Genomic DNA, 1,335 nt, shown 5'->3' with positions numbered 1-1,335 from the left:
TTTTTCAGAATTGGAGGAACAAATGATGCAGTATACACCGATAGTACAGGCTCTCCTGATCGTCTTGATGCTTTGGTGTGGGGATTACATGTGCTTTTTTCTCTCACACACAGAATATCCAGTGTCCTCAGGTGTGGGTGATTTAGATCAGTACTTTCTGTACACTGTAAGGCAGGGTTCAACGGAGAGTTTTTCATCTCCTCCCCCTTTCAGGTGTTCTAGAGAAAGTTTTCCCGTCTATAATTAAAATTTAATATTTATAGTTTAAAATATCTTTGTAACTTCTATAAAATATAAATCATGAAAAAAATAAGTTATTTGTTATTCCTATTTTTAACGTCGGTATCCATAACAGGACACGCTAACAATCCTCCAAACATAAAGGACTTGGTAAGATATTTTAAGCTTTTAAACGATCTTTGTAAAAATAGCAACGGCGAAAGTATTGGAGTAAGCTGGAAAGAAGAACCTTCAGAAAATATGGCCTACCAAATAGATCAAAAAAAACTGCAACAGTTTGGGAACGAAAACCCAAATCTTGTACTAATACTGGAGTGTGCAGCATATGATTTATCAGATGTAAAAAAACAACTTGACATAGTTAAGACGTCTGAAGAAAATAAAAAACAGTTATTGGACGCTTTAACAATGTTAAAGAACAAAAAAGAGCTTCCTTGTATGTTGAAATTTTATGACTTTGACTCTCTAGATAACGATATTTCCAATATTTTAACGCGGCTTTTCCCGGTTCAGTCTAATCAAACAGAGACACAATTCTTGCAGTCTCTAGGGCTTTTGGAAAAATTTTGTAATGACCACGCAAATCTGTGTAAGTATCAGAGTGAAAAAACTGAACAGAGACTTAAGCAGATTAAAGAAGAACTTGGTTCAATACCCATTGCTCAGAAACAACAGTATCATGATATATTAGCATTAGCAACAAACGATCAAAGATATCTAGAAAAAGCACTTGAGCAACTTAGCTATAGGAGAGAGCAGAAAGAAGAATTAATAAATACTTTCAAACAAATAAGCGAAAATATGCGCTGTATAATGCAACAAGAAGATGATTATGATCGTACAAAGAGGCGGTACGCTATACAGCACCATGAAACGCCTGATTTCACTAAGGATAACTCTTCTCAAAAAAACGTCTTAGACCAGTCTCGCTCAAAGAGTTCCATATTCGAAAAAATCGCAAAAACTTTTGGAAAAAATGAAAAAAGTAGCGAATTAAAAAAGTTTCCCTAAATCTCTCGCCAGGGCACCATTTGGGGTAACGTTGAATAATTATTTCTACCGCAGTCTATTCCATTATCGCAGGAATTTCCGGTG

The 1,335-nt window shown here is 35.2% G+C and carries 1 protein-coding gene; it reads left to right on the top strand.

The features are described 5' to 3' along the window. Nucleotides 1-300: 300 nt before the first annotated feature. The gene (locus tag HCUR_RS00610; RefSeq protein WP_104206303.1) at nt 301-1,251 is read left to right on the top strand and encodes a hypothetical protein; all 951 of its coding nucleotides are present in this window, start codon (nt 301-303) and stop codon (nt 1,249-1,251) included. Nucleotides 1,252-1,335 lie beyond the last annotated feature (84 nt).

The sequence above is a fragment of the Holospora curviuscula genome (assembly GCF_002930195.1).
In the GTDB taxonomy this organism is placed as follows: domain Bacteria; phylum Pseudomonadota; class Alphaproteobacteria; order Holosporales; family Holosporaceae; genus Holospora; species Holospora curviuscula.
The sequence above is the reverse complement of the archived record's forward strand: the minus strand, read 5'-3'. Positions and strand labels throughout refer to the sequence as shown.

Bases quoted from the DNA above. Each gene is read 5' to 3' on its own strand.
- HCUR_RS00610 (WP_104206303.1), top strand. From the start codon at position 301: ATGAAAAAAATAAGTTATTTGTTATTCCTATTTTTAACGTCGGTATCC.